Consider the following 19,817-nt stretch of genomic DNA (forward strand, 5'->3'; position numbering starts at 1 on the left):
TTGGCCGACTATAAAGACGGATTTTGGTGGTCCAACGACGGCCTGCGGCTGCATTACCGCGACTATGCAGGACCCTCTGACCGGCCGCCTATCTTCTGTTTCCATGGGCTCACCCGAAATGCGCGCGATTTCGATGCCTTGGCCAGCCGACTTGCGGGGACTTGGCGGCTGATCTGTCCTGAGATGCGGGGACGTGCCGACAGCGCTTATGCCAAGGACCCCATGACTTATGCGCCCCTTACTTATCTGCAGGATATAGAACGGCTATTGGCCGATCTGGCGGTGAGCCGCTTTGTCGCGTTCGGTACGTCGCTGGGCGGAATATTGACGATGCTGCTGGCGGCGACGCGACCGGAGCGCATTGCAGGAGCGCTTCTGAACGATATTGGGCCGGTGATCGAGCAGGCGGGGCTTGAGCGGATCAAGGGCTATGTCGGATCAGGGGGGAGCTATCCCACCTGGGTGCATGCGGCACGTGCGCTGGGGGAAAACAACGCGGATATCTATCCGCGCTATGGCCTGGAAGATTGGCTGGACATGGCGAAACGGCTGTATCGCCTGACCAGCGGCGGGCGCATCGTGCTTGATTATGATATGCGGATCGCCGAACCGTTGCGGATGCCGGGGGGCGAAGCAGGCGTGGATCTGTGGCCGACGCTGGAAGCGCTGAAGGACGTGCCGGTCCTGTTGGTGAGGGGCGAACGGTCCGACCTTTTGAGTGAAGCGACGGTGCGGAACATGGCGGCGCGGCTCAGCATGGTCAAGATCGTGACAGTACCCGATGTTGGTCATGCCCCGGTGCTGGATGAGCCCGAGGCAGCCGAGGGAGTCGACTGGTTGCTGCAGCAGATTCTGCAGGGCGCCTGAGCGGAATGACGCGGCCAGCCCGTATCCTGCATCTTCACAGCAGCTTTTCGCTGGGCGGCAAGGAGGCGCGGGCGGTGAGGCTGATGAATGCCTGGGAGGGCAGGGCCGAGCATCGCATAATGAGCGGAGCGCCCGATCAGCTGGGCGCGCGAGAGGCGATCGCGCCGGGAGTAGCGGTCGGCTTTCCCACGGACGCCCCCGCGCTTGCGGGCAGGCCTTCGCTGGCGCGGTATCGGCAACTTGCTGCTTATATGAAATATTTTGATCTGGTGCTCAGCTATAATTGGGGCGCGATGGACGGAGCCATGGCCCACCGGCTGTTCGCCCGATCGATGAAGTTGCCGCCGCTAATCCATCATGAGGATGGCTTTAACAGCGATGAGGTGAATGGCCTTAAGGCCGGCCGGAATTTGTTTCGGCGGTTGGGCCTCAGCAGTGCACATGCATTGGTGGTGCCTTCAGAAAAGCTTCAGCGCATTGCTGTCAGGGCGTGGCGTCAGTCGGTCGGTAGGATACGGCTGATCAGCAATGGCATTGATGTGGCGCGCTATGGCGTGCCGGCTGAAGCACACGCCATTCCCGGCCTTGTCCGCACTCCGGGCAAGCTGCTGGTAGGAACGCTCGCAGGGTTGCGGCCGGTGAAAAATCTTCCCCGGCTGGTCAGAGCCGTCGCGGCGCAGAAGGATCGGTTTCAGCTTGTCATCATTGGTGAGGGGCCAGAGCGGAATGCCGTGATTGCGGAGGCTTCTGCTTGCGGTCTGGACGACATTCACCTGCCAGGCTTCATGGCGGAACCATTTCGCTTTATTGGGATTTTCGACATGTTCGCGCTCTCCTCCGATAGCGAGCAATTCCCGATTTCGCTGGTGGAGGCAATGGCCGCGGGACTTGCTGCCGTCACTACTGATGTGGGCGATGTCGCCAGCATGGTGGCGGAAGAAAACCGGCCGTTTATCGTACCTGTCGGTGACGAAAGGGCGTTCGCTGAGGCGTTGGGCAAGCTGGGGGGCGATGGTCAATTGAGGAAGGCAGTCGGCGCGGCCAATCGGGAAAAGGCACGTCGGGCCTTTGCAGAGGCAGACATGATCCGCGCCTATGCCGAGCTTTACGGGGAGGCACTAGGCAGGCCGGACGCATTGCTGTAGGACGCGGCCGATATTGTACGCGCAACAGCGCTAAAACTTGCTATAGGACGACCCTTGCAAGGGCGCAAACGGATAGGCTTTGGGGAGCATAATGTGTTCAAGGGGTTAAAACCCATTATCTATGGCGGACGCGAAGTGTGGCCGCTGGTAGAAGGCGGCAAGGGCGTTGCCGTATCCAACCACATGAGTTCCGGGGCCTGGGCTGCCGCTGGTGGTATTGGTACTGTTTCGGCCGTCAACGCCGACAGCTATGATCCTACGGGCAAGATCATACCGCAGGTCTATCACGCCGCTACCCGACGTGAACGCCATGAGGAACTCATCAAATACGCCATTGACGGCGCGGTCGAGCAGGTGAAGCGAGCCTTTGAGATCGCTGGCGGCAAGGGTGCGATCAACATCAACGTGCTGTGGGAAATGGGCGGCGCCCAGCGGGTTCTGCATGGCGTGCTTGAACGCACGCGTGGAATGGTGGCCGGCGTCACCTGCGGCGCAGGCATGCCCTATAAGCTGAGCGAAATCTCGGCCTCCTATGAGGTGAGCTACCTGCCAATCATCAGTTCGGCACGCGCGTTCCGGGCGCTCTGGAAGCGCGCCTATAGCAAAGCTTCGGACTGGCTGGCGGCGGTGGTCTATGAAGATCCCTGGCTAGCCGGCGGACATAATGGACTGTCCAACGCGGAAGATCCTCTGCAGCCACAAGATCCCTATCCCCGTGTGCGCGAATTGCGGGCGACGATGCGCGAGGGTGGTATCAGCGACGATGTTCCCATCGTCATGGCGGGAGGCGTCTGGTATCTGCGCGATTGGAACGACTGGATCGACAATCCAGAACTGGGCAGCATCGCCTTCCAATTTGGCACTCGCCCGCTCCTAACCCAGGAAAGCCCTATCCCGGCGGGCTGGAAAGAACGGCTTACAACGCTGGACGAAGGCGACATCCTTCTCCACCGTTTCTCGCCGACCGGCTTTTATTCCTCCGCAGTCCGTAATCCGTTCCTGCGTAGCCTGGAAACTCGTTCGGAACGGCAGATCGCTTTCTCCGGCGAAGCTGCGGGCGATCATCAGCACCAGCTTGATGTTGCTGTGAAGGGCAAGAATTTCTGGGTAACCCGCGGCGACTTGTTGCGCGCGCGCGAATGGTATGGCCTAGGTTACACCAGCGCTTTGAAAACGCCGGACAATACTCTGGTGTTCGTCACCGAAGAAGAGCGCACTTTGATCCGTAAGGATCAGGCAGACTGCATGGGCTGCCTTAGCCAATGTGCTTTTTCAAGCTGGATGGATAGCGAGACGAACAGCACCGGCCGGCTAGCCGACCCCCGCAGCTTTTGCATTCAGAAGACTCTGCAGGATATCGCTCATGGCGGCGATCCCGAGCAGAATCTGATGTTCGCTGGTCATGGCGCCTATCATTTCAAACAGGATCCGTTCTATTCGAACGGCTTCGTGCCCACCGTCAAACAATTGGTGGACCGCATCCTGACGGGCGACTGAGAAAGCGTTGCCCGCAGAATGGCGCTACGCCTGCAGGAGCGCCGAGTTCCGAGTGCTACGGCCGAACTCCCTGGCTCCTGCATGCGCAGACCAAGTTAAAGAATTTTCTTAATCGGCCGCGTCTTCTACGGCGTTACCGGCGCTTCCAAGGTCCTTACCAGCGCCTTCCACAGTATTGCACGCGCTGATCAAAAGCAGCGCAGGCAAGGTAAGTGCGGCGAGAAATGCCTTAATCATGGTTTTCTCCTGATCTTTTCACCATCGATAGGTGACTGGAAATACAAACCAAGCAAAACTTGCTTCGTTCCCCGCGCAACTTTGCGGGGTGAGCGAGCAAGGATTTTCCTGCAACGGCACAACGCCAAATAAGTGGCGGATTTGCTTCATTTCTTAAGGAACAGCGCCCTTGGCCAAACGTTCGTTTCTTGTCTGGTTAGCCAGGTTGACCACCTCAACCGTGTAGAAAATCCTGCGTTTGACCAGTCAGCCTGTAGCCACGCAGGAGAGGTCAAATGGGTCACATCGGCATGCGCAGCACGACCGGAAGGGAGGCTTCTGCCGAACTGGTTTCAGCCCTGCGCCACCGTGCCGAGTCCTTGCCGCCGCCAGAAGAAGCCTGGCTGTGGTTTGAACAGACCCGGGCTGTCACTCCAATAGGTTCTGAGCGACCGGTAGGAGCGCCCGAAACCTACCCCTTCGGGCTGTAAAGGCCATGAATAACGATCCCCTACCCGTCGAAATCGGTCCCAGCCGCTTGCAGGCTCTGCTTGGTATTCCAATCAGGGCCAAAGGGTTGGTGATATTCGCGCATGGCAGCGGTAGCGGCCGTCACAGCCCCCGCAACAATCAGGTGGCTAAGGGGCTGCGGGCAAGCGGATTTGCTACCTTGTTGCTGGATCTTTTGACGCCTGCCGAGGAGCTGGATCGTCATAACATCTTTGACATCCCGCTTTTGGCGTCGCGTCTGGCAACGGCTACCGCCTGGGTGGTGCAACAACCCGAAACGGCAGCGCTGCGCGTCGGCTATTTCGGCGCGAGTACGGGCGCGGGAGCCGCGTTGCTCGCCACCGCCGCCGCGGATGGACGCATTGGTGCGGTGGTATCCAGAGGTGGACGGCCGGACCTCGCCGGCGACGCGCTTCGGCAGGTGCATGCGCCTACTCTGCTTATCGTCGGCAGTCTGGATGGAGAGGTGCTGCGCCTCAACCGAGAGGCTCTGGTCAAAATCGACGCGCCCCGCCGCTTGGCTGTCGTGGAAGGGGCAGGCCATTTGTTCGAGGAGCCGGGAACAATGGATGAGGTGTTGGACCATGCGATCGAATGGTTCGGCCAGTTCTTGCCTCGCCCAAGAAAGGAGACTGGCAATGTTCGGACATCCTGAATTCCAGGACCGCTATGACGCCGGAAAGCGGCTAGCCAAAGTGTTGGCCGGTTTTGCCGCCCTCGATCCGGTCATCCTTGGCCTGCCTCGGGGGGGCGTTCCCGTCGCCTATGAGGTGGCGATTGCATTGGGGGCGGAACTCGACCTTTTGTTCGTGCGCAAGATTGGCGCACCCGGCCATGAGGAGTTGGGAATAGGCGCGGTGGTCGACGGGCCAAATCCGCAATTGGTGCTCAACGAAGATATTGTGCGCCAGCTCGGCCCCAGCCCCAATTATATTCGGTCCGAAATGCGCAGGCAGCTTGAAACGATCGACGAACGAAGGCGGCTATATCGCGGAGCGGCGGAACCGGTGGAATTGGAAGACCGAACGGTAATCGTCGTCGATGACGGCATAGCGACCGGAGGAACTGTGCGCGCCGCCTTGAAGGGCGTCAGGAAGAACCATCCGGCCCGGCTCATTCTCGCCGTACCGGTGGCTCCGGCCGATACGGTGGCGCAGCTTGCCGAAGAATGCGACGAAATCATTTGCCTGGTTTCGCCCAGTCCGTTTCACGCCGTGGGCGCGCATTATGTCGACTTCACTCAGACGGGGGATGAAGAAGTCATCCATTTGATGCGAGAGGCGCGGGGCTGAAGTGATTTCGAGGCAGACGGAATCATTTGCCGACTCGGAAATCGCGGGAAACGAACAAAATCCGGACTCGATCCGGTTCAACCTGAACAGGATCGAGTCTGGGAGTTACTCAGAAAGCCTGCTTCAGTGCGTCGACCAAGTCCGTTTTTTCCCACGGAAAGAAATCGCCATTGGCGGTGCGGCCGAAATGACCGTAGGCCGCCGTCGGTTCGTAGATCGGCTTGTTAAGGTTCAAATGAGTACGAATACCGCGCGGGGTTAGGCGCATCAACTTCGGCAGTACTGCTTCAATTCTGGCTTCGTCGATTTTGCCCGTGCCGTGCGTATCGACATAGAGCGAGAGCGGCTCTGCAACGCCAATGGCATAGGAAAGCTGAATGGTGCAGCGTTCGGCCAGTCCAGCCGCGACCACATTTTTGGCGAGATAGCGACTGACATAAGCGGCCGAACGGTCGACTTTCGTCGGATCTTTGCCCGAAAAAGCGCCGCCGCCATGGGGCGCCGCGCCGCCATAAGTGTCGACGATGATCTTGCGGCCGGTCAGGCCTGCGTCGCCATCAGGGCCGCCGATTTCGAACAGGCCCGTGGGATTGATGTAGATGGCGTCGTCGGCAGGGAGCCAGCCCGAGGGCAGAACGTCTTCCATAACCGCCTTGGCATAGTCGCGCAGCTTCTTCTGCCCTTCGATATTGCTGAGAGCGGCGCTGTGTTGCGTCGAAACCACCAGCGCGGTGGCGCGCACGGGCTTGCCGTTCTCAAAAGCCAAAGTTACCTGGCTCTTGGCGTCGGGTTCAAGGAAGTCCACGACTTTGGCGTGCCGATCGGCGGCCATTTTTTCCAGTATCTTATGCGAATAGTAGAGCGTCGCAGGCATGAGGCCCGGTGTCTCGTCGCAGGCATAACCAAACATGATGCCCTGGTCGCCTGCGCCCTCATCCTTGTTGCCGCTGGCGTCCACGCCCTGGGCGATATGGGCCGATTGGCCGTGAAGGAAGTTGGACAGTTCAGCTTCCTTCCAATGGAAACCCTCTTGCTCATAACCGATGCGCTTGACGGTATCGCGCGCGGCCTTTTCAATCTCCGCCTTGCCCTGATCTGTGAGTTCGCCATCCGCAGTAATGAAGTTGCGGTCCGAACAACGTACCTCGCCCGCCAATACGATCCGATTGGTTGTGGTCAGGGTTTCGCACGCAACCCGGGCTTCAGGATCCTTGGAAAGGAACAGGTCGACGATTGCGTCGCTGATCTGATCCGACACCTTGTCGGGATGACCTTCAGAGACGGATTCGGAGGTGAAAAGATAGGAACTGCGCATGATACTCCCGTACTTCCCGCGTTTAGGCATGCCTTCAGTGAAAACATGCACCATATAAAGATTTCCTTATATGCTCCCTTAGCCGCTCCGCCGACGCAACGCAATGCCGACGACAAATATAAGCAAGGCTAGGAGAAAGGGGGCAGGATTGCCCATACGGGCAAAGGCCGTCGGCGGCAGCTTACCCGGCAGGAATGTCTTGATATAACCCGCCTGACCGAGCGGCAGGTGATCGAGCAACGCGCCGTCGGCAGCAATGACAGCCGAAATGCCCGTCGGCGTCGAACGAATGATCGGGATGCCCTCCTCCAGGGCACGAAGCCGGGCTTGCGCCAGATGCTGGGGCGGGCCCCAGCTTCCGAACCATGCATCATTAGACGGGTTGAAGAGGAAATCCGGCCGGTTGCGTTCATCGACGACATGGCCGGAAAATATAATCTCATAGCAAATCTGAACGCCCATTTTGAGGGAAGGGCGACTGCCGCTCGCCGGAAGGTCAAGCGTTTCGGGGCCGGGGCCTGGCCAGAAGTCTGCATCACCTGGCACTAGGCGGGATAACCCAAGCGGCTGCAATATGCCACGCATCGGCAGATATTCGCCATAAGGCACCAAATGCGCCTTGTCATAACGGCTGATCAGCCAAGAATCCGGCGTCAGCACCCAAAGGCTGTTATTCGCACCGGTAAGCACGGTCTGCTGATTGCCGCCCTTTCCCCGGATCTCATAATAAAGCTTGAGACCCCCAGTCATCAGCAATTCGCGCGGGCCAATCGTGCTGGCCAGGCGATCTCGCCAATTAGGTTCCAGATCCAATATCGCAGGCACGGCGGCTTCGGGCCAGAAGATCAGCCGCGATCTGCCGTCCGGCTTGCCGGAAAGTTGAGCCAGCTTCAGGAAATTGGGTTCCTCATAGGCTTCGACATGCTTGTATTGCTGCCCGATATTGGGCTGAACAATCCGGACCGGGACATCGCGGCGCAGCGGCGGCGTGGTGGGCTTGGCGAAATGCGCAGCTCCGGCAAACAGGGCGATGAGAAATGCCGTGGCGGCGGCAAAGCTCCTGTTCTCGGCCCGGGACGCCAGCAGGATTGTTCCGGCCAAAAGAACCGTCAGAGCCGAAAGTCCATAAGTCCCGATCCAGCGCGCTCCGTCCGCCAGGGGCAGTGCGGAAATCCAGATCACCCCAAGCGGATTCCAGGAAAAGCCAGTGAAGATGTTCGCTCGCAGCCATTCCGTTACCAGCCACGCCACGGCGAAATACAGCACGAATTGCCGCTGGTCACGCTTCCCATATCTCCACGCCAGCCCGGCCGCCATGGCAGGATAGACGGCAAGGTAAAGCGACAGCAGGAAGACTGCGCCATAACCAAACCAGTGCGGCATGGCGTCCTGAAAGGTAAAGGCATGCGCGATCCAGTTGAGCCCCGCCGTAAAATGTCCGACCCCGAACCACCAGCCACGGGTGAGGGCCTGCCGCAAATTCGCCGCTCGCTCGACAAGGAGCAGCAACAATGTGAAGCAAAGCAGGGTCAGCGGCCAAATTCCCAGCGGCGCGAATCCGATGGCAGAAATGAGTCCGAGGACAAAAGCGGCGATGATGGGATAAATTTTGTGCACGCCGCTGCTATCGCCTGCTTTTACGGCAGTTTCAACCGGGTGCCGAAACGAACGGCGGAAGGCTGACCGAGGTGGTAAACTTCTCGCTTCAAGTTGAGCCGGCTCAGGCCGCCAAGCTTTCCTAATCCATCGTCCAGGAATAATCCTCTTCCATCACCTGGGTGATGGGAATCCCGTCTTCGTCGCGCGCAGGCTTGAAGCGGTAGCGTTCAACGATCACGCGACAGGTCATTGCGTCGACCTCGGGATATCCGCTTGGCTCGATGATTTCGCATTGATCGACAACGCCTGATGGGCCAACCGCGTATCGCACGCCGATCTTGAGCCGACCCGCGCCCTTGGCGGAGGCCGGGAAGTCGGAGTTGCGGAAGCGACCGCGGATCTGCCGGGCGCTAGTGAACTCGCCGTCGCCAATGCCTTGGCCCCGGCCTGAACCTGTTCCGCCCGCCCCCTGGCCTGAGCCGGCGCCACCTGCGCCGGACCCCACGGGATTGTCGCCGGCGGCAATTGGTGGCGGCGCTGCGGTCATTAGAGGGGGGATCGGCACGACGGGTACTGGCGCCACGGCTTGCTGCAGTGGACGCGCTTTTGGTCCCGGCGCAGCACCACCTTGTTTGGGGGTGGCCCTGTGCCGTTCTGTGGGTTCGGGCTCAGGCTTGGCGGGCGGCTTGGGGGGAGGAAGCGGCTTCAAATCCAATAGGACAAGAGCCGCTTCATCAATTCCCCGGGGCAAAGGCACTTGCAGGCCAGCGACGATCGCATAACCCAGAACAATGTGGACCGCCGCTACACCAATTACCGGGCCGATCCGCTCATATGTTCTTGATCGTCTGGCGGATAAGTTAGCCATGCCCGTTGCCGCAGCATGTCAGACCGCGCCGCTTTAACGGTAGACCCGGCGGCCGTTCTTATCGATATAATATTCTCGCCCACGGCTATCGCGATGCCATTTGCGCTGGCCTTCAGAAGTGGCCGCGCCGACAGCCGCGCCGCCAGCAGCGCCAATGGCCGCACCTTCCAACACACCTAAGCCAGGGATCAGCGCCCCGGCCACAGCGCCGCCAGCACCACCAAATCCAGCGCCCCGTAGAGCATCGCGTGTCGTTTCGCGCGCGCACCCGCCGAGACCTGCCGTGGTAGCAAGCGCTGCTGCGATCAGCATTGTCTTGCGCATATTCACCTCCTGGTTGATTGAAATAGTCAACGTCTGGTGCTGCATTTGGTTCTGCGAATGGCAGGGAGAAGGCTCGGTCCGGCGCGCCTGGCCTACGGATCGGCGTGAAAACAATGACTTTCTTACCTGTTTAAGGGTATCCCTTCACTCCGCCGGAGTTCATAATCGATCCGGATGCGAACCCATTCGCCTACCTTTGGCAGCCCTCCAAGTTGTGGTGGGCGAACGCGGAACTGCCAGGCTGCGGCCAGCACGGCGTGCGCGATGTTCGATCCCTGAGGATATTCGGCAACGGGGACGCAATCTTCCACGCGATAATCGGGTACGGTGCGACACGCGATCAAGCCCCAGCCCGGCCCGCGCGCCGTGGACAAATATCCGCGCAACTCATCATCATAAGGCTTGCGATACCAGGAGGCGGCATAGAGAGGTTCGCCATGCGGCCCCCCACCTTCAACGCGGGGCGTGTCGCCAGGCATGCCGCTATTGGGCGGACCCACTGTCGACTTGGCCGCTGGAGCCGGTGGTGCCGGGCGCACCGGTATGGTGGCGATGTCGGCGGCAGCCATCTGCCTTTGCGAAAGCTGAATCATTGATGGGAAAGGTGGTGCCGGCTGCTGTTCGTCGGGGAGCGGCTTTGCCTGGGCGGGCTCGGGAGGAGGCGCGGCGGGCCGTTCGCGCGACTGCCGGTCTTGCGTGCTGACCGCGGGCGGTGAGGGTTCCTCTTCCGATAAAGGCACCGCATCGAAGCTGAGCAACGACACTTCAGCCTCTTCGTGGCGCGAGGTCGATGGCGCGAGGGTGAGCAATAGAAGCCCCAACAGCCCTTCTACGAGTAGCGTCAGGAAAATTCCCGTCGCGCGCCTTCCCATCCCTGTGCGAACTCGCTCAGGCAAAATTTTGGCGGGAATACGGATCGTCTGGAACAATGAACCTCGCTTTGGATCAACGCGGGATGGTTTAAGCCTTGTGAGGCAGTAGCCGACAGCAATCCTGACCATAAGCTAAAATTGGTAATTCCGGACGGGTTTCGACCAATATTCACCATGGTTTGTCGATTTTTCGGCCTGGCGCAACTTTAGAGGCGCGAATTCGCTCTAAATGCCACGCAGAACAGGGGTGCATCAATCGGCAATGCTCAGTCAGCCTATCAGATCAATCCATTCGCTGATCACCCGGCGTCCTGCCGCCACCGCTGGAGGGCCATGAAGATCATGGGCGGCGCGTAGTGAGGCTTCGTCGCCACCGGCTTCGATCACGAATTCCGGACATTCCTCGATCCATGCGTTGAAGCGCTCATCTTCTCCCATTTCGGCATGAAACTGCAACGCCAACAGGTTAGGGCCGCGCCGGAAGGCCTGGTATTCGTATAAGTGGCTGGATCCCAAAAGCTCCACATTCTCCGGCAGTGTAAAGCTATCGCCATGCCAATGAAGAACCGGCACATTCTCCAGATGCCGCAAGGGCGAGGAAAGACCGGCGGTATTGAGGCGAATGGGATGAAATCCCACTTCCTTGTGGGGACCGGCATAGACGTCTGCTCCCAAGGCGGCTGCCATCATCTGAGCCCCGAAACAGACTCCGAGCGTTGGCCGGTCTGCCTCAAGCCGCAAACGCAATCGCTGTAGTTGGCAGGCGATCCATGGATATCGTTCCTGCTCATAAACCCCCATCGGCCCGCCCATCATGATCAGCAGATCGGGTTCCCGCAGATCGAGAGAACTGAATGCAGGATCAGCAACATCAATTCGATCGATATGATAACCGGCATCCTCGATCGGCTGCCGATAGCCGGCGACGCCTTCATAAGGAACGTGGCGGATGATAAGCGCGGATTTCATGAAGTTCGCCTGATACCGTCCCGATTTGCGAAATGAAGATAGACTTTCTTGACAGCTTAAAAGCAACCTGCCGCAGATATGCGAGCTTTCGCCTTGGAAATCAAAACTTTGCTTGACCCCCATTTTTCTACCATATAGATAGAGTTTGTCGATGCAAGCGCCTTCTTGGCAAGAAGGTGACGGTTTTCCGCCGTTCGACTGCCCGCGGCTTTTGACAGGGATGCAGCTTGCTCCGCGTTACCAAAGGCTAAAGCGCGCGATGCTCGGGCGACCACGCCAGGCATCGTGTTCCCCCAATCGCTTGGGAGAAAACGATGCGTATTTTCATGATGTGTAGCAGATAGGACCGGCCGGCCGGATGGCCAGCCGCGGGGCGCATATGTCCTGCGGGGATGACGGCTGCATCAACCGCTTACCGGCGACCATGCATCCGCGCGCCAGCTATCCTGTTCGACCGCAACGCCGATCAATCTGAACCCAACAGCATGACGGAACGCCCGAACGGCGTTTCCTGCGAGGAAGAGCCATGTCCATCATTCTTACAGAAGCCGATCTTGCGGCGCTCGCCCACTATCCCTTGTCCCTTCAGGAAGCTGCGCGCGCCCTTTGGAGCGGAAGGGAAGCTGTCCCGATCCAACATGCAGAAGACCTGCCTTCCGCCAACACACGGACGCGCCCAAAGGCGCGCTGAATTTTCAGGAAATTACATGACTATCAAAAAGAACAACATAAACATGTTCCGCCTTCCGCTCGCCATCGGGGCGAGCGTCACCGCCCTGGCCGCCGCGCCGGCCAAAGCGGACGAAGCGCCTCTACCGGTCGTGGCAGAGGCTGCTTCTGACGACGGCGCCATCATCGTGATGGCTCGCCGCCGTGAGGAAGAGGCCCAGGATGTACCGGTCGCGCTCAGCGTAGTCGATGCCACGACGTTGGAACGGACCGGCAATTTCACCTTGGGGCAGGTGCAGCAGCTTGTCCCCAGCCTTCAGGTGTTCAGCTTCAATCCGCGCAATACGAACATCAATATTCGTGGCCTTGGTTCCAATGTCGCGCTCACTAATGACGGACTGGAAAACGGCGTCGGCTTCTATGTCGACAATGTTTATTACGGCCGCCCGGGGCAGTCGCAGTTCGACCTCATCGACTTGCAGCAGATAGAGGTATTGCGTGGACCGCAAGGGACGCTGTTCGGCAAGAACACGACGGCAGGTGCGATCAACATCACCACCCGCCTGCCAAGCTTCGATCCTGAATTTACAGGGGAAGCAACGTTTGGAACCTATGACTATCATCAGGTTCGCGCTTCTCTGTCCGCCCCGCTAATCGCCGACAAAGCTGCCTTCCGTATCAGTGTGGCGGACACGCATCGGGACGGTTTCCTGACCAACCTGTTCGACGGATCGAAAGCACAGGATTATGATAATTTCTCTATTCGCGGGCAGTTCCTGCTGAAACCGACTGAGAATCTGTCGATCCGCCTGATCGGTGACTATTCCAACCAAAAGCAGCGTTTCGTGCTGAGCGTACCGGTAGCCTATTTCTCCTCCTATGACAGCGGCCTGACCTTTCCCAATGCCTTTCTCCAGCGCGTCGCCCGTGCCGGTTATGCGCCCCTTCCTGCCGATCCTTTTGCGCGGCGGGGAGATTCCGACAGCCATTATCAAGCCTTCATGAAGGGATATGGTGTGTCGGGCGAGGTGAACTGGGATCTTGGCCCCGCTTCGCTGACGTCTGTCACCGCCTATCGCTGGTGGGATTGGAACCCAGCCAATGACGGGGATTCCACCGGCCTTCCAGTGATAACAAAGGGGCAGCAGGCCAACCGCCAGCGCCAGTTCAGCCAGGAAATCCGCCTTGCCTCCAATGACGAGAACAGCATCGATTATGTTTTAGGTGCTTATTATTTCTGGCAAATTATCCGGGGCTATGGCGCTTCCGCATACGGATCGGCCGCGCCCGACTGGTACGCGCCGACGGCCAATCCGGTCATCGCCAATGCCGCCCTCAATGGCTTTGAGGCGAATTCCACATCGACACCGGAAACGAAGAGCTACGCTCTTTTCGGTCAGGCGAACTGGAACATCAGCGATGCGCTCAGCCTCACCGCGGGGTTGCGCTATACGCATGAGAAAAAGAAGGGCGGCTTCAACCAATTTTGGGTGGCCGGGGCCGATCTTTCCGCCTTGTCGCCAACACAAGCGGCGGGGGCAACGGCCATCCGTGACCGGTTCAATCCAGTCGCCAGCTACTCGGCCAAGCTGGACGACGACAGCCTGTCGGGACTTTTGACGCTGAGCTGGAAGTTCGTTCCCGATGCCTTGGTCTATGCGACCTATTCGCGTGGAAACAAGTCCGGCGGGCTCAACCTTACCAATCTCCCTTCCGGAGCCATCCCCCAAGTGAAACCGGAAACCGTCGATAACTACGAAATCGGGTTCAAGAGTCAGCTCTTCGACCGGAAGCTGACCTTCAACGGTGCCGCTTATTGGACGGAAGTTTCCGACTATCAGACCGCCATTACCCAGTTCAACCTGACCGGCGCTAATATCCAGTATATTTCCAACATTCCAAAGGTTCGGGCGCGAGGCGTGGAAGGCGACATCCTGTTTACGCCGAACGAGCTGATCAGCTTCACCGCCGCGGCAGCCTATACCGACGCAACCTACCGTGATTACACCAACGCGCCGCAAGCGCCGGAAAATAACCCTGCGCTCGCCCCGACACAAAACCTTACTGGGGTGCAGCTTGGAGGCGTGCCGAAATTCACCTACGCGCTGGGGGGAGATGTGGCTCAGCCGCTCACGGAATGGGAGGGGCGCGAGCTTCTGATCTACGCTCACGCCGATTATTCGCACCGGAGCAAGTTCAACACCTCTTCGACCAATAGCCGCTATGCAGTGGTGCGGGGCTATGGCCTGCTCAATGCGCGCATAGGCCTAAGGCTCGACGACGGGCTTTGGGACCTGTCCCTATGGGCCCGGAATCTCACCAACAAAAACTACTATCAGACGCTCAATGCGCAAGCGATCGGCTTTGTCACCGGCCTCGTTGGTGATCCGCGCACCGTGGGCGTGACCCTACGCACCAAATTGTGAGGTAATCATGGCGACGGCGTTCATCCCTGCACCAAGCATTGAAACGGTCCGTCCGCGCGAAGAACGGCTGGACGGAAAAAGGCTGGCGGCATTCGCCACTCTGGGTATCCCCATCTATGCGGCGCAGATGCCCTTGGCCGTGCATTTGCCGGCGATTTACGCGCAGCAGTTCAAAATTTCGCTGGGCGTCATCGGCACGATTTTCCTGCTGGAACGGCTCTGGGGAGCAGTGGCCGATCCATTGATCGGGACGCTGAGCGACCGCACCCGCAGCCGTTTGGGCCGGCGGCGGCCATGGATACTGGTGGGCGGGGCGATCTATGCGATCGCCGCTTTCCTGCTTTTCATGCCGCAAGGCAGTGTGTCCCCCGCCTATCTCTCTGTCACGCTCTTCGCCTTCTATCTCGGCTGGTCGATGATCCAAATCCCTTATCTCGCCTGGTCCGGCGAAATTTCCACGCACTATCATGAGCGGACCCGTGTCGCGACTTATCAAACCGTGGCGGCATCATCTTCGCTGTTGCTGGTCCTGATCCTGCCGACCCTGATCGACCAGATCGATCCGCATGACGGCGCTTTGAAATTGTTCGCCATGGGCAGTGTCGTGCTGGCGAGCCTTGCCATCGCCTTGCCGCTCGCTTTGGGGGCATTCCCGGAAGTTGCAGCGCCCGAGAAACAAGGAACGTCCCCCGGCTTCGGTAAGACTGTTTCCTTGCTGTTCCGCAATCGTCTGTTGTTGCGCGTTCTCGCTTCCGATCTGGCCGTAACCACGGGACAGGCCATCCGGAGCGCGCTCATCGTCTTCTTCACCACTTATTATATGGGCTTGCCGCAATGGGCGAGCGGACTGTTCCTGCTGCAGTTCGTGTTCGGCATTGCCGCGGGCCCAATCTGGATGAAGATTGGCTACCGGCTCGGCAAGCACCGCGCTGCTGTCGCGGGCGAACTGGCGCAGGTCATCATCAATCTGGGCCTGTTGCTGGTGACGCCGGGTGATCTGCCGCTGCTGCTTTTTCTCACTATCGCCCAGGGTTTCGCCCAAGGTTCGGGCAATCTGATGCTGCGGTCGATGGTGGCCGACATTGCCGACAAGCATCGGCTGGAAACGGGCGAGGACCGCACGGCGCTGTTCTTCTCGGCATTCAGCCTTTCGGTGAAGGCCGGAATGGCCGCGGCCATCGGCATTACCTTTCCACTTCTGGGTTGGTTGGGTTTCAGCCCTTCCGCCCAAAATCCGCCCGAGGCGCTCCAGGGACTTCTCCTGGTCTTCGCCCTCGGTCCAGCCATCGGACACTCCCTGTCCGCCTGGTTGATCCTTGGCTTTCCGCTCGATGAAGCCGCCCACAATGAAATTCGCCGGGCCCTTGATGAACGCGACAACGCGCTGGTCGCCGCTGAATGACATTCCCAAGTAGAAGGAGACATGACATGACTACTACGATTTCATCTTACATCAATGCCAGGGACCCTAGCAGCCCGCTGGACATCGCACCTATTGCGGGCCGGATCGGCGCGGAGGTGCGGGGAATCGAATTGTCGGGCGATCTGGACGACTCCTTGATCCAGGCGATCCGGGCTGCGCTTGCTCGCCACAAGGTGCTGTTCTTTCGTGATCAGGTCGCGCTAGATGATGACCGCCACGAAGCCTTTGCCGCGCATTTGGGCAAGCCGGTTGCGCATCCTACGGTTCCGGTCGCTGATGGATCGCAATATCTGCTCGAATTGAATTCGAAGGAGGGCTATGCGGCATCCACCTGGCACACGGACGTCACCTTTGTGGATGCCTATCCTGAGGCATCTATTCTCCGCGCCATCACCATTCCCGAAGCGGGCGGCGACACGCTGTGGGCCAATACGGCGACAGCCTATGAAGGGCTCCCGGAAGCCTTGAAGTCGCTGGCTGACAGCCTATGGGCGGTACACACCAATCATTATGACTATGCGGGGGTCTTCGCCGATGTGCCTAAGGATCGTCTGGACTATCATCGCCAGGTCTTCGCCTCCACCATATATGAAACCGAGCATCCGGTCGTTCGCGTTCATCCCGAAAATGGCGAGCGTTCCCTGCTGCTCGGGCACTTCCTGAAAAACTTCACCGGGCTGTCCAGCACTGACTCCCGGCGCCTGTTCTCCATCCTTCAGGATCATGTGATCAAGCCGGAGAACATCGTCCGCTGGCGCTGGCGGTCGGGCGACGTTGCGATCTGGGACAATCGGGCCACGCAGCATCGCGCCGTTGCCGATTTCGGCCTGCAACAGCGTCACCTGCGTCGCGCCACGATTGCTGGCGAAGTGCCCGTATCTATTGACGGGCGCCGTAGTCGAACCGTGAGTGTCGAACCGCAGCCGGCGCTTGAGGCGGCCGAATAGCCAAGCTCGCTTCTACCCCGGCGCTGACTGAGACGTTTCAACCCAAATCCGGGCTAAGCCAACTGGAAATGGTTGCCCGAATGCGACTGCCAATAGGATCGTACGAGGGAACCTGCCCTATGTCAGCTGGTTGAATTCCTATGCAGGGCGATAGGCGCCCCCTCAGCAATAAAGGAGATTGGACGTGGGTGAACTGAAGGACAAGGCAAAAGGAAATGTCAACGAAACGCTGGGTAAGGTCAAGCAGAAGAGCGGCAATCCCAACACTCGACAAGAAGGCCGGGCCCAAGAGGTCAAGGGTAAAGGCCAGCAGTTTAAGGGCGAGGTAAAGGGTAAGCTAGGCGACGACATTTAGCTAGCCAATCGGCATTCAGTCGCGAGAGCCCCGGCTTTGGTCGGGGCTCTCCTCAATAAGTCACTGAAAAAATTTGAGAGGCGTCACACCTCCTCAATCACCCGTAACCCAATGAAATATATGGTGAGCCCTGCTGGATTCGAACCAGCGACCTACTGATTAAAAGTCAATCTTTTCAATAACTTACAACATTCCATATTGCAGTATCTCGTCCGCTAGTCAATGATTTTTCGACTCTTTGGCTGAGCAGTTCGCCTGAGGCCGTTTCATGCTCTTTCACTCAATCTTGGGCTCCCGATACCCGCTTGGGACCCCAGCGGAAGACCGGCGATTTTCTGGGTATCGGATGATTGGAGAAGGGGCTGGCTGATGGGTGCAATCGCCGGTCGCCAGTGTCATATCGATCAAAGCGGGTTCTGTCAGGAAAATCCTGCCGCGACCATTTGCATTGAAACGTAGCTCGCGATGATATACATATGAAGATCGTATATCATGGAGGTTCGAATGCAGGTCGCGAAGTGGGGAAACAGCCTGGCCGTGCGTCTGCCTGCGGCTGTGGTCGAAGCGCTCGATCTTCACGAGGGAGACGATATCGAGATACATATCGCCGATGCACGCAGCATGGGCGTGGCTCGGAAGCCCAGCCGGAATGAACTGATCGAACGCTTGCGCGCTTTCCGAGGACGCATCCCCTCCGATTTCAAATTCGATCGGGATGCGGCGAATGCCCGGTAGCTTCATTGATACAAATATTCTGATCTACCTAGCCGGTTCCGATAGCGGCAAAGCAGGGAAAGCGGAGACCTTACTCAACGCTGGTGGAACAATCAGCGTTCAGGTGCTCAATGAACTGGCGAATGTCGGCAGGCGAAAGCTGGGCTTTTCCTGGGATGAAGTGTCTGCGTTCCTTGGAGCCTTACGTGAGCTGTTGAATGTCGTTCCCATGGATGAGGCCGTTCATGATGAAGGACTCCGGATAGCCCAGCGTTACGGCCTATCGGTTTACGACGGCATGATTGCTGGCGCCGCACTCGGGGCCGGCTGTGAAATCCTGTGGTCCGAAGACATGCATTCGGGATTGGTGATCGACCATAAGCTGGAGATTCGCAATCCGTTTGCCTGATAGACCAAATAGATCGATGATCGATTGAGAAAGGTTTATAAATCATATAATGCGCATATTATGATCGATAGAAAGGCTGTCGATCGATCATGCGCTGGAACTGGCAACAACCGGATTGGCCGAATTTCCGCTTCGATGCCGCGCGCCTCCATTCGGCGGAAGCGCAATTCCTCAAAGGGGCGGGGGTTGTCATTGGCACCTTGCATCATCTGGACGGCGAAGCCCAGCGCGGCTTTGCAATCGAGCTTATCTCGCAGGAGATGGTCGAGAGTTCAGCGATCGAGGGAGAGGTGCTCGATCGCGCCAGCGTGCAATCCTCGATCGCCAAGCAGCTTGGATTTGCCGTATCCCAGCGCCGCGCGAATGCCGCGGAAGCCGGGGCGGCGGAGCTTATGGCTGACCTCTATCGAAGCTACGCCCGGCCGCTGACCGATCGCCAATTGTTTGACTGGCACAAGATGCTGATGAACGGCCGCAGGGACATCAACGAGGTCGGCGCGTACCGCGCGCATGCCGATGCGATGCAGATCGTATCCGGTGCGCTCCATGCGCCGCGCGTCCACTATGAGGCGCCGCCATCGGATCGTGTGCCCGCCGAGATGCAGGCGTTCATCCAATGGTTCAACGATAGCGCACCGGGAAGCGCCAAGCCCCTTTCGGCGGTCACGCGTGCCGGGATCGCGCATCTATGGTTTGAATCGATCCATCCGTTTGAAGATGGAAACGGGCGAATTGGGCGGGCGATTGCCGAGAAGGCCCTTGCGCAAGCTCTGCAAGCTCCAACCCTGACCGCACTTGCCGAAACCATCAATCGACATCGCAAGGCCTATTATGCGGAACTTCAGCGCGCGAGTGCGACCAACGAGATCGATGCTTGGCTCGGTTGGTTTGACGACATCGTGCTTGAAGCCCAGACTAGAACGATCGCACGTATCCGATTCCTCATAGAAAAGACCCGCATGTTCGATCACCTTCGAAACCGGATCAACGCGCGGCAGGAGAAGGCGTTATTGCGCATGTTTGCCGAGGGTCCGGACGGCTTCAAAGGCGGGCTCAGTGCGCACAACTACCGGACGATCACGGATGCGACATCCGCGACGGCCACCCGCGATCTTTCCGAATTGGTCGATCTGGAAGCCCTCATACGCACAGGCGAACGGCGTTATGCGCGCTACCATCTCAACGTGGATATCGGCTAGGCTGGTAGCTGAGCGTCATTCAATCGCATGAGACCCAAAATCGAGAAACAGTGTCGCGACGCTTGGTCCGAGCATCGGTACGAAAAATCGATCTAAACCACCCCCCGGGTTGTCAGGGCATATTCTTAGATTGCGCCGCGTTGCTCTTTCCTGATCCATGTCCTCCGTAGATCAGGAATTCCTTTGAGATTGGCTGATTTC

General features: G+C 58.7%; 21 protein-coding genes and 1 tRNA gene. 14 read left to right on the top strand and 8 right to left on the bottom strand.

The features are described from left to right. The 3 genes from HNQ99_RS00430 to HNQ99_RS00440 all read left to right on the top strand — a co-directional run bounded on the left by HNQ99_RS00430 (position 1) and on the right by HNQ99_RS00440 (position 3,509). Positions 1–867: an alpha/beta fold hydrolase gene (locus HNQ99_RS00430; protein WP_184473677.1), complete on the top strand. Its 867-nt coding sequence runs from the start codon at positions 1–3 to the stop codon at positions 865–867. A gap of 5 nt (positions 868–872) precedes the next feature. After that, positions 873–2,012, top strand: coding sequence for a glycosyltransferase family 4 protein (locus tag HNQ99_RS00435; protein ID WP_184473678.1), 1,140 nt, complete (start codon positions 873–875; stop codon positions 2,010–2,012). Between the two features lie 93 nt (positions 2,013–2,105). After that, entirely contained in the window at positions 2,106–3,509 is a 1,404-nt protein-coding gene (locus HNQ99_RS00440) for an NAD(P)H-dependent flavin oxidoreductase (RefSeq protein ID WP_184473679.1), read from the top strand. Between the two features lie 108 nt (positions 3,510–3,617). On the opposite strand, the gene HNQ99_RS00445 is transcribed toward HNQ99_RS00440, so the two are convergent. After that, positions 3,618–3,746 (bottom strand): entericidin A/B family lipoprotein, encoded by a 129-nt coding sequence (locus HNQ99_RS00445; RefSeq protein ID WP_184473680.1) that lies wholly within the window; start codon positions 3,744–3,746, stop codon positions 3,618–3,620. A 275-nt stretch (positions 3,747–4,021) separates the two neighbouring features. Here HNQ99_RS00445 and HNQ99_RS00450 point away from each other — a divergent pair, with 275 nt between their 5' ends. From HNQ99_RS00450 to HNQ99_RS00460, 3 genes are read left to right on the top strand one after another with little or no spacing between them, the layout of a single operon-like run. Further along, on the top strand, positions 4,022–4,216 hold the full coding sequence (locus tag HNQ99_RS00450) for a hypothetical protein (protein WP_184474038.1): 195 nt from the start codon (positions 4,022–4,024) through the stop codon (positions 4,214–4,216). A 5-nt stretch (positions 4,217–4,221) separates the two neighbouring features. Next, entirely contained in the window at positions 4,222–4,890 is a 669-nt protein-coding gene (locus HNQ99_RS00455; protein WP_184473681.1) for a dienelactone hydrolase family protein, read from the top strand. Further along, positions 4,874–5,527 carry a phosphoribosyltransferase gene (locus HNQ99_RS00460; RefSeq protein ID WP_184473682.1) on the top strand — a complete coding sequence of 218 codons (654 nt, stop codon included), beginning with the start codon at positions 4,874–4,876 and terminating at the stop codon, positions 5,525–5,527. The genes HNQ99_RS00455 and HNQ99_RS00460 overlap by 17 nt, the downstream gene beginning before the upstream one ends. A gap of 109 nt (positions 5,528–5,636) precedes the next feature. On the opposite strand, the gene metK is transcribed toward HNQ99_RS00460, so the two are convergent. From metK to HNQ99_RS00490, 6 genes are all read right to left on the bottom strand, one after another. Beyond that, positions 5,637–6,842, bottom strand: a complete 1,206-nt coding sequence (metK, locus tag HNQ99_RS00465) for a methionine adenosyltransferase (RefSeq protein ID WP_184473683.1) — start codon at positions 6,840–6,842, stop codon at positions 5,637–5,639. A 78-nt stretch (positions 6,843–6,920) separates the two neighbouring features. Beyond that, the gene (lnt, locus tag HNQ99_RS00470; RefSeq protein WP_322790282.1) at positions 6,921–8,459 is read right to left on the bottom strand and encodes an apolipoprotein N-acyltransferase; all 1,539 of its coding nucleotides are present in this window, start codon (positions 8,457–8,459) and stop codon (positions 6,921–6,923) included. A 121-nt stretch (positions 8,460–8,580) separates the two neighbouring features. Next, the gene (locus HNQ99_RS00475; protein ID WP_184473684.1) at positions 8,581–9,309 is read right to left on the bottom strand and encodes an energy transducer TonB; all 729 of its coding nucleotides are present in this window, start codon (positions 9,307–9,309) and stop codon (positions 8,581–8,583) included. Positions 9,310–9,342: 33 nt separating this feature from the next. Beyond that, positions 9,343–9,633, bottom strand: a complete 291-nt coding sequence (locus tag HNQ99_RS00480; RefSeq protein ID WP_184473685.1) for a hypothetical protein — start codon at positions 9,631–9,633, stop codon at positions 9,343–9,345. A gap of 122 nt (positions 9,634–9,755) precedes the next feature. Then, entirely contained in the window at positions 9,756–10,562 is an 807-nt protein-coding gene (locus tag HNQ99_RS00485; RefSeq protein WP_184473686.1) for a hypothetical protein, read from the bottom strand. Between the two features lie 213 nt (positions 10,563–10,775). Next, complete coding sequence (locus tag HNQ99_RS00490; RefSeq protein ID WP_184473687.1) at positions 10,776–11,474, bottom strand: glutamine amidotransferase; 699 nt, start codon at positions 11,472–11,474, stop codon at positions 10,776–10,778. Between the two features lie 526 nt (positions 11,475–12,000). Between HNQ99_RS00490 and HNQ99_RS00495 the strand changes: the two genes are divergently transcribed. From HNQ99_RS00495 to HNQ99_RS00515, 5 genes are all read left to right on the top strand, one after another. Next, a complete protein-coding gene (locus tag HNQ99_RS00495; RefSeq protein ID WP_184473688.1) occupies positions 12,001–12,165 on the top strand; it encodes a hypothetical protein in 165 nt (54 codons plus the stop codon). A gap of 16 nt (positions 12,166–12,181) precedes the next feature. After that, positions 12,182–14,569: a TonB-dependent receptor gene (locus HNQ99_RS00500; RefSeq protein WP_184473689.1), complete on the top strand. Its 2,388-nt coding sequence runs from the start codon at positions 12,182–12,184 to the stop codon at positions 14,567–14,569. 7 nt (positions 14,570–14,576) lie between these two features. Further along, the gene (locus HNQ99_RS00505; protein ID WP_184473690.1) at positions 14,577–15,971 is read left to right on the top strand and encodes an MFS transporter; all 1,395 of its coding nucleotides are present in this window, start codon (positions 14,577–14,579) and stop codon (positions 15,969–15,971) included. 26 nt (positions 15,972–15,997) lie between these two features. Continuing rightward, positions 15,998–16,939 carry a TauD/TfdA dioxygenase family protein gene (locus HNQ99_RS00510; protein ID WP_184473691.1) on the top strand — a complete coding sequence of 314 codons (942 nt, stop codon included), beginning with the start codon at positions 15,998–16,000 and terminating at the stop codon, positions 16,937–16,939. A gap of 184 nt (positions 16,940–17,123) precedes the next feature. Further along, entirely contained in the window at positions 17,124–17,294 is a 171-nt protein-coding gene (locus HNQ99_RS00515; RefSeq protein ID WP_184473692.1) for a CsbD family protein, read from the top strand. 121 nt (positions 17,295–17,415) lie between these two features. Here the strand turns inward: HNQ99_RS00515 and HNQ99_RS00520 are convergent. Then, positions 17,416–17,504, bottom strand: a tRNA-Ser gene (locus HNQ99_RS00520). 294 nt (positions 17,505–17,798) lie between these two features. Between HNQ99_RS00520 and HNQ99_RS00525 the strand changes: the two genes are divergently transcribed. The 3 genes from HNQ99_RS00525 (at position 17,799) to HNQ99_RS00535 (ending at position 19,616) form a co-directional block, all read left to right on the top strand. Continuing rightward, positions 17,799–18,029, top strand: a complete 231-nt coding sequence (locus HNQ99_RS00525; protein WP_184473693.1) for an AbrB/MazE/SpoVT family DNA-binding domain-containing protein — start codon at positions 17,799–17,801, stop codon at positions 18,027–18,029. Beyond that, positions 18,019–18,417 carry a PIN domain-containing protein gene (locus HNQ99_RS00530; RefSeq protein WP_184473694.1) on the top strand — a complete coding sequence of 133 codons (399 nt, stop codon included), beginning with the start codon at positions 18,019–18,021 and terminating at the stop codon, positions 18,415–18,417. The genes HNQ99_RS00525 and HNQ99_RS00530 overlap by 11 nt, the downstream gene beginning before the upstream one ends. Before the next feature lie 89 nt (positions 18,418–18,506). Next, complete coding sequence (locus tag HNQ99_RS00535) at positions 18,507–19,616, top strand: Fic family protein (RefSeq protein WP_184473695.1); 1,110 nt, start codon at positions 18,507–18,509, stop codon at positions 19,614–19,616. The last annotated feature ends 201 nt before the right edge of the window (positions 19,617–19,817 follow it).

It is taken from the genome of Rhizorhapis suberifaciens (assembly GCF_014200045.1).
Taxonomy (GTDB): domain Bacteria; phylum Pseudomonadota; class Alphaproteobacteria; order Sphingomonadales; family Sphingomonadaceae; genus Rhizorhapis; species Rhizorhapis suberifaciens.

Excerpts from the sequence above, each read along its gene's own strand:
- HNQ99_RS00435 (WP_184473678.1), top strand. The coding sequence starts at position 873 with ATGACGCGGCCAGCCCGTATCCTGCATCTTCACAGCAGCTTTTCGCTG.
- HNQ99_RS00445 (WP_184473680.1), bottom strand. The coding sequence starts at position 3,746 with ATGATTAAGGCATTTCTCGCCGCACTTACCTTGCCTGCGCTGCTTTTG.
- HNQ99_RS00450 (WP_184474038.1), top strand. The coding sequence starts at position 4,022 with ATGGGTCACATCGGCATGCGCAGCACGACCGGAAGGGAGGCTTCTGCC.
- HNQ99_RS00455 (WP_184473681.1), top strand. The coding sequence starts at position 4,222 with ATGAATAACGATCCCCTACCCGTCGAAATCGGTCCCAGCCGCTTGCAG.
- HNQ99_RS00460 (WP_184473682.1), top strand. The coding sequence starts at position 4,874 with ATGTTCGGACATCCTGAATTCCAGGACCGCTATGACGCCGGAAAGCGG.
- metK (WP_184473683.1), bottom strand. The coding sequence starts at position 6,842 with ATGCGCAGTTCCTATCTTTTCACCTCCGAATCCGTCTCTGAAGGTCAT.
- HNQ99_RS00475 (WP_184473684.1), bottom strand. The coding sequence starts at position 9,309 with ATGGCTAACTTATCCGCCAGACGATCAAGAACATATGAGCGGATCGGC.
- HNQ99_RS00480 (WP_184473685.1), bottom strand. The coding sequence starts at position 9,633 with ATGCGCAAGACAATGCTGATCGCAGCAGCGCTTGCTACCACGGCAGGT.
- HNQ99_RS00490 (WP_184473687.1), bottom strand. The coding sequence starts at position 11,474 with ATGAAATCCGCGCTTATCATCCGCCACGTTCCTTATGAAGGCGTCGCC.
- HNQ99_RS00495 (WP_184473688.1), top strand. The coding sequence starts at position 12,001 with ATGTCCATCATTCTTACAGAAGCCGATCTTGCGGCGCTCGCCCACTAT.
- HNQ99_RS00500 (WP_184473689.1), top strand. The coding sequence starts at position 12,182 with ATGACTATCAAAAAGAACAACATAAACATGTTCCGCCTTCCGCTCGCC.
- HNQ99_RS00505 (WP_184473690.1), top strand. The coding sequence starts at position 14,577 with ATGGCGACGGCGTTCATCCCTGCACCAAGCATTGAAACGGTCCGTCCG.
- HNQ99_RS00510 (WP_184473691.1), top strand. The coding sequence starts at position 15,998 with ATGACTACTACGATTTCATCTTACATCAATGCCAGGGACCCTAGCAGC.
- HNQ99_RS00525 (WP_184473693.1), top strand. The coding sequence starts at position 17,799 with ATGCAGGTCGCGAAGTGGGGAAACAGCCTGGCCGTGCGTCTGCCTGCG.
- HNQ99_RS00530 (WP_184473694.1), top strand. The coding sequence starts at position 18,019 with ATGCCCGGTAGCTTCATTGATACAAATATTCTGATCTACCTAGCCGGT.
- HNQ99_RS00535 (WP_184473695.1), top strand. The coding sequence starts at position 18,507 with ATGCGCTGGAACTGGCAACAACCGGATTGGCCGAATTTCCGCTTCGAT.